Source organism: Gymnodinialimonas ulvae (assembly GCF_037543845.1).
Taxonomy (GTDB): domain Bacteria; phylum Pseudomonadota; class Alphaproteobacteria; order Rhodobacterales; family Rhodobacteraceae; genus Gymnodinialimonas; species Gymnodinialimonas ulvae.
Genome location: NZ_JBBIFX010000007.1, coordinates 1 through 7,225 on the forward strand (window position 1 = coordinate 1; position 7,225 = coordinate 7,225).

Sequence of the window (7,225 nt, forward strand, 5' to 3'; positions counted from 1 at the left end):
GGCTGGCGCGGATGGCGCGGACAAGACGCTGGTGGGCTATTACACGGGTGCGGCGGAGGCGGCGGAGCTGTCGGCGCACCTGGCCGAACGGGTGCCGGACTACGCGCTGCCGCAACGCCTCGCACGGCTCGACGCGCTGCCGGTGAACCAGAACGGAAAAGTCGATCGAAAGGACCTGGAGGCAAGGGGCATTCCGAAAATGGCGCCGGATCAGAGCCCTGCCGAAGAGGCCACGCCTGATGCAGCCGCCGCCGATACAGCCGCGATCGAGGCACTGATCGCCGAGGCGATGGCCGATGTTCTGGGTCAGGATGATGTCGCGCGCGATGTCAATTTCTTCGATCTCGGGGCGTCGTCCCTGCATGTGGCGCGGGTGCATGAACGCGTGCAGACCGCGCTGGACCGGACCTTCCCGATTTCGGACTTTTTCCTGAAATCCACGGTGCTGCGTCTGGCTGCGCATCTGGCCGGGGAGAGCAAGCCCGGTAGGGCGGCTGTGACCCGCGAGAACAGGCCCAAAGCGGCCGGACAGGGTCTTGTTGCGATTGTCGGCATGGCCGGGCGCTTCCCCGGTGCGCCCTCGGTCCATGCGTTCTGGGAGGCCCTGACGGAGGGGCGCGAGTTGATCTCGCATTTCTCGGAAGACGAGTTGGAGATCGACCCCACGCGGGACGACCCGAACGCGCCTTACGTGCGCGCGCGCGGCGTCATGCCGGACGCGGAGATGTTCGACGCCAGCCATTTCGGCATCCCCCCGCGCGAGGCCGAGCGGATGGACCCGCAGCATCGTATCCTTCTGGAAGTGGCGCAGACGGCGCTCGATGATGCAGGCGTTGACCCCGAGCGGTTCCCGGGGCGGATCGGCATTTTCGCGGGATCGAGCCAGAACAGCTATCTGCTCAACAACCTGCTGTCGCCTCCGGGCGCGTCGCGGGCTTTGGCGGCGGGCTATCCGGTGAAGGATTTCGCCACGCTGTTCGGCAACGACAAGGATTTCATCGCCACCCGCGTGGCCTACAAGCTGAACCTGCGGGGGCCGGCGATGACGGTCCTGACGGCGTGCTCCACATCGCTTGTCGCGGTGGGGCAGGGGATCGAGGCGCTGCGCAAGGGCGATGCGGACATGGTTCTGGCGGGTGGTGTGTCCGTCACCTTCCCGTCGAAACGGCCCTATCTTTATACGCCCGATGGCATGGCGTCGGCGGACGGGCATTGCCGTACCTTCGATGCCGAGGCGACCGGCACGGTCTTTGGCGACGGGGCGGGTCTTGTGGCGCTGCGCCGTCTGGAAGATGCGCTGGAGGATGGGCAGGAGGTGATCGCGGTCATCCGCGGCTTTGCGATCAACAACGACGGGTCGGACAAGGCGGGTTATGCCGCGCCGTCGATCCAGGCGCAGGCCGATGTGATCCGGGCCGCCCATGAGGCGGCGGGCGTCGATCCGTCCGAGATCGGCTATATCGAGGCGCACGGCACCGGCACGCCGCTTGGCGATCCGATTGAATTTGCCGCGCTGAGCGATGCGTTTGGCGCAAGCGAGGGCAAGACCGCGCTTGGTTCGGCCAAGACCTATGTTGGTCACCTTGATATTGCCGCCGGTGTGACGGGCCTGATCAAGACGGCGCTGAGCCTGAAAAACGGGACTATTCCGCCGCTTTTGCACTATACGGCGCCCAACCCGCGCATTGATTTCGAGGCCTCGCCGTTCTTTCCCGTGACCGAGACGATGGATTGGTCGCGCGGTGAGACGCCGCGCCGTGCCGGGGTGTCGGCCTTTGGGGTCGGTGGCACGAATATTCACATGGTCCTGGAAGAGGCCCCGGTTGCCGAGCCCGTGGCGCTTGCCCCGGCGGACGGCCTGAGGGTGTTCCCCGTTTCGGCCTCGTCACCAGATGCGTTGAAACAGGGCGTCACCGATCTGGGCCAGTGGGCCGAGGCCCACGGCGACGCCGATGCCGATGCGGTGGCCGAGACGCTGCGCTCCGGGCGCCGCGCCTTTGGGCAGCGTGCGGTTGTGGTGGCCGAAGACATGGCCGGTCTGGCCGATGCGGCCCGTGTCGCGATCAAGCCCGTGGCCGCCGGTCGGCGCAGCAAGATTGCCTTCCTGTTCCCCGGTCAGGGCGCGCAGCATGTGGGCATGGCGCGAGAACTTTACGAAACCGCGCCGGTGTTCCGCGAAGCGCTGAGCCTGTGTGCGCAGATCCTGGAGCCCGAGCTTGGAGTGAACCTGCTCGACGTGATCCACGCGCCTGCCGAACAGGATGCGGAGATGACCGAGCGGTTGAAAAACACCGCCCTGGCGCAGCCTGCGATTTTCTCGATCGGCTATGCGCTGGCCAAGGAATGGGCCCATCGCGGCATCACCCCCGATGCGATGGTGGGCCATTCGATCGGTGAATTCGCCGCCGCGACGGTGGCGGGGGTTATCGACCTGCCCGATGCGCTGGGTCTGATCGCGCTGCGTGGGCGGTTGATGGCGGATCTGCCGAAGGGTGTGATGGTTTCGGTGCGGGCCCCGGAAGAGGATCTGGCACCGTGGCTGGACAAGGGCCTTGATCTGGCCGCCGTGAATGGCGCGCAGGCCTGCGTTCTGGCCGGGCCCGAGGATGTGGCCGATACGGTTCTCGCCGAGATGGAGGCCGAGGGGATTGTGACCTCGCGGCTGCACACGAGCCATGCCTTCCACTCGCATATGATGGAGCCCGCGCTGGCGCCGTTCCGCGCGGCGGTGGCCAAGCTGTCGTTGCGGGCGCCGCAGATCCCGATCCTGTCGACTGTCACGGGCGGTTGGCTGACCGAGGATGAGGCGACCGATCCCGAGTATTGGGCGAACCACATGCGCCGCCCGGTGCGCTTCTACGATGCGATGCAGATGCTTTGGGCCGAGGCGCAGCATATCTTCCTTGAGACCGGGCCGGGTCGCACGATGACGATGCTTGGCGCGCAGAACCCCGACCGCAAGACGGGCCAGCCCGCGATTGCCTCGCTGCCCCATGCGCAGGCCGAGGATCGCGACAGCGCGCGGGCCATGGCCGAGGCCTTCGGGATGCTCTGGGCCCATGGATATGCGGTGGATTGGACGCGGATTGACCCCCATGCGGGCGACCGGGCCCAGGCCACGGGCCTGCCCACCTATCCGTTCCAGCGCAAACGCTTCTGGGTCGAGCCTGTCGATGTCGAAACAGGCTCTGTTCAGGCGCTTAGGGCCGATACAAGCGCGGTTGCAGAGGCCGAGATTGCCGATGCGCCCCCGGTCAGCGCGATTGATGCGCTGCGCGATCTGCTCAACGAATTGTCGGGGGTGGAGCCCGAGGACATGCCCGCCGATGCCGGGTTCCTTGAACTTGGCTTCGACTCGCTGATGCTCACGCAGGTGACGCGGGAATTGACCGACCGCTTCGGTGTGTCGGTCTCGCTGCGGCAGTTGATCGACGGCTTCGACACGTTGCAGGCGCTGGCCGATCATATCACGGCCGAGGGCAATCTGGCCGGCACCCCGCCCGCCGACCGCACGCCGATGGCGGAGATGACCCGGATCGAGACGGAAGACGCGCCCGGGGATGCGCCCGATACCGACAAGGCCACGCCGTCTTCTGCGCCGGTGACGAAAATCGCGCGCGACGCCGATGAGATCACGCCCGAGCAGCGCGCCCATATCGATGCGCTGAGTGCACGTTTCAATGCCAAGACGCCGCAATCCAAGGCGCTGACCGAGAAACACCGCCCGACCCATGCCGACCCGCGCACCGCGTCGGGGTTCAACCGGATGTGGAAGGACCTCGTCTATCAGATCGTCACGGTCCAATCGAAGGGCTCGCGCCTTCTGGACGTGGATGGCAACGAATATATCGACATCCTCAACGGCTTCGGCCCCGGGTTCCTGGGCCATTCGCCGGATCATGTGGTGAAAGCCGTCGAAGAGCAGATGAACGCCGGTTTCGAGGTCGGGCCGCAAAGCCTGGCCGCGATGGAGGCGGCGGAGCTGTTCTGCGAGGTGACGGGCAATGACCGCGCCAGCTTCGTGTGCACCGGATCAGAGGCCGTTTATGCGGCGATGCGGCTCGCGCGCACGGTGACGAGCCGCGACAAGATCGTGGTCTTCGCCCGCGACTACCACGGCAATTTCGACGAAGTGCTGGTGCGCGGGATCGATGGCAAGGATGGTCCACGGACCCTGCCGCTGGCCCCCGGTGTGCCGCGTGACGCGGTCAAGAACGTCGTGGTTCTGCCCTATGGCACGCCGCAAGCGCTTGATTACATCCGCAAGAACGCCGACAGCCTGGCCGCCGTGATGGTGGAGCCGGTGCAAAGCCGCCGCCCCGAATTCCGCCCCGCCGAATTCATCCGCGAAGTGCGCCGCATCACCGAGAAATCGGGATCGCTGTTCATCTTTGACGAGGTGGTCACCGGCTTCCGCTTTGGACCGCGCGGGGCGCAGGCCTATTACGGGGTCGAGGCCGACCTTGTGACCTATGGCAAGGTCGTGGGCGGGGGCATGCCGGTGGGCGTGGTCTCGGGCAAGGCGCGCTACATGGACACGTTCGATGGCGGCCAGTGGGGCTATGGCGACGACAGCTTCCCCTCCGCACCGGTGACGTTCTTTGCGGGCACGTTTGTGCGCCACCCGCTGGCGATGGCCAGCCTGCGCGCGATGTTGCAATTCTTCCGCGATCAGCCGCCGCTGTTCTGGAAGACGGTCAATGCCAAGGGCGACCGTCTGGCCGGGCGGGTCGACCGCTGGTTCGAAGACAACGACATGCCGTTCCGGATGCCCAATTGCGGCTCGCTTATGTATCTGCGCATCGACGAGGATCAGAAATTCGGGCCGCTTCTGGGCGCGCATATGCGCGACCGGGGGGTGTTCTTGCTGGAAGGCTTCCCCAGCTACATGACCGCCGCCCATGACGATGCGGACATCGATCACGTGGTCGAGGCGTTCAAGGATTCTGCGCTTGAGATGCGCGCCTCAGGTCTGCTGAGCGGGCGTGAGGCCGTGCCTTATGGCGGGCCGCAGATCAGCGGTGTTGCACCGCGTCTGTCCCTGCCGGGCGGATCGGCCGCGATTGCCGAGGCGATGAATGCGCCGCTTGGATCGCTTGAGATCGAGACCACCGAAGCGCAGCGCGAGATCGCGGCGGCGATGGTTCTGACGCCCGAAGTGTCGGCGGCCTACAACGAAAGCGTGACGCTCAAGCTGGAGGGTGCGGTGGACCGCGACGCCCTGCGGGACGCCACGCGCGCCGCCTTTGCCCGCCACGACGCCCTGCGCGCGACCTTCGCGCCCGATGGCATGACGATGCAGATCCATCCCGAGATGGAGATCGCGGTGCCGTTGGTGGACCTGACGGCACAGGATGCGCAGGCGCAGGAGGCGGCTCTGCGTGGCCTGATCGCGGATGAGGTCGACACGCCCTTCAACCTGGAAACCGGGCCGCTGGTCCGGGCGCATCTGGTGGCCTTGTCGGAGACCCGGCATCACCTGATCATCACCGCCCATCACATCGTCTGCGACGGGTGGTCGATTGATGTGATCATGCGCGATATCGGCGCGATTTATACCGCCAGCCGCGATGGCGTGGCGGCGGGTCTACCCGCGCCGCTGAGCATTGTGGATTACGTCCGGGCCGAGCTGGATTGGGCCCGCACGCCGGAGGCCGATGAGGCGCGCGCCTATTGGCTGTCGCGGTTCGAAGGGCCGACCCCGGTGCTGGATCTGCCCACCGATCACCCGCGCCCGGCGCGGCGCAGCACCCGCGGCGCGCGCATCGACCGGGCCTTGCCCGATGATCTGGTGGCGCGTCTGCGGGCGCTTGCGCGCAGCAGCGGCACCACCTTCGTGACGCTGATGCTGGCGGCCTACAAGCTGCATGTGGCGCGTCTGGCGGGTGCGTCGGATATCGTCATCGGCCTGCCGGCCGCCGGGCAATCGGCGCGCGGCATGGACAGTGTCGTGGGCCATTGCGTGAACCTTCTGCCGATCCGCACCGCCATCGACTGGCAGGGCAGTTTCGCCGATTACCTCGGGCAGGTGCGCACGGCGATGCTCGATGCGTTCGAACATCAGACCTTCACCTATGGCGAATTGGTCCGCGAGTTGCGCCTGCCGCGCGACGAGGGGCGCCTGACGCTGGTGCCGGTGGTGTTCAACATCGACAACGGCATCGACCTCAGCACGATGTCCTTCGGCCCGACCGAGACCGAATTCGTCACCAACCCGCGCAGCCATGAGCATTTCGAACTGTATCTCAACCTGACCGACAGCCCCGATGAGGTGCGCACGGAATGGAGCTTTGCCGCCGATCTGTTCGAAGAGGCCACCGTCTCGCGGCAGATCGACCGATTCATCGCCCTGCTGGAGCGGATTTGCGACGACGAAGATCGTCCGCTGGCCGCCATCAGTGCCGCGCAGGCGCTGTCGCAGGTCACAGGGCCTGCCGCATCGCCAAGCCCCGAGAGCACCGAGGCCACGACCATGGGGATCCCCGGTCGTTTTGCTGAAGTTGCGCGGAGCTTTGCCGATGGGGTGGCGGTTTCGAGTGGCGGTGAGGCTCTGAGTTACGGGGATTTGGACGCGCGCAGTGATGCGCTTGCGCGGGGTCTTGTGGCGGCGGGTGTTGTGCCTGGGGCGCGGGTTGCGGTTGCGGCGCGGCGGGGGCCTGAGACGATTGTTGCGTTCCTGGCGATCCTGAAGGCAGGGGCGGGCTATGTGCCGCTTCCCGAGAGCTATCCGGCGGAGCGTCTGGAGCATATCCGCGCGGAGGCGGAGATTGATTTCGTGGTCGGGGACTTCCCGGCGCTGGAGGCGCTGGGGGTCACCAAAATAGACCCTGATGCGCCTGTTGGGGCCGATAGTGCCGAGGCGGCGGCGCTGCCCACGCCGGGTGCGGAGAGCGTGGCTTATGTGATGTACACGTCGGGCTCCACCGGCCGGCCCAAGGGGGTGATGGTGCCCCATCGTGGCATCGTGCGGCTGGTGCAGGGACAGGATTTCATGGATCTGGGCCCCGACGAGCGGATCCTGCAGAACGCGCCCTTGGCGTTTGACGCGGCGACGCTGGAGATCTGGGGCGCGCTGTTGAACGGCGGCACGCTTGTGCTGCCGGAGGGCGAAGAGACGGGCACGCTGCGCGGGCTTGGCGCGGTGATCGCGCGCGAGCGGATCACCACGATGTGGCTGACGGCGGGTCTGTTCCATGTGATGGCGGACGAGCGGCCGGGCGATTTC

1 protein-coding gene is annotated in these 7,225 nt (G+C 66.5%); it reads left to right on the forward strand.

Annotated features, from left to right (window positions below):
- On the forward strand, positions 1-7,225 hold a 7,225-nt coding region (locus V8J83_RS19000; RefSeq protein ID WP_339988109.1), incomplete at both ends, for a hybrid non-ribosomal peptide synthetase/type I polyketide synthase.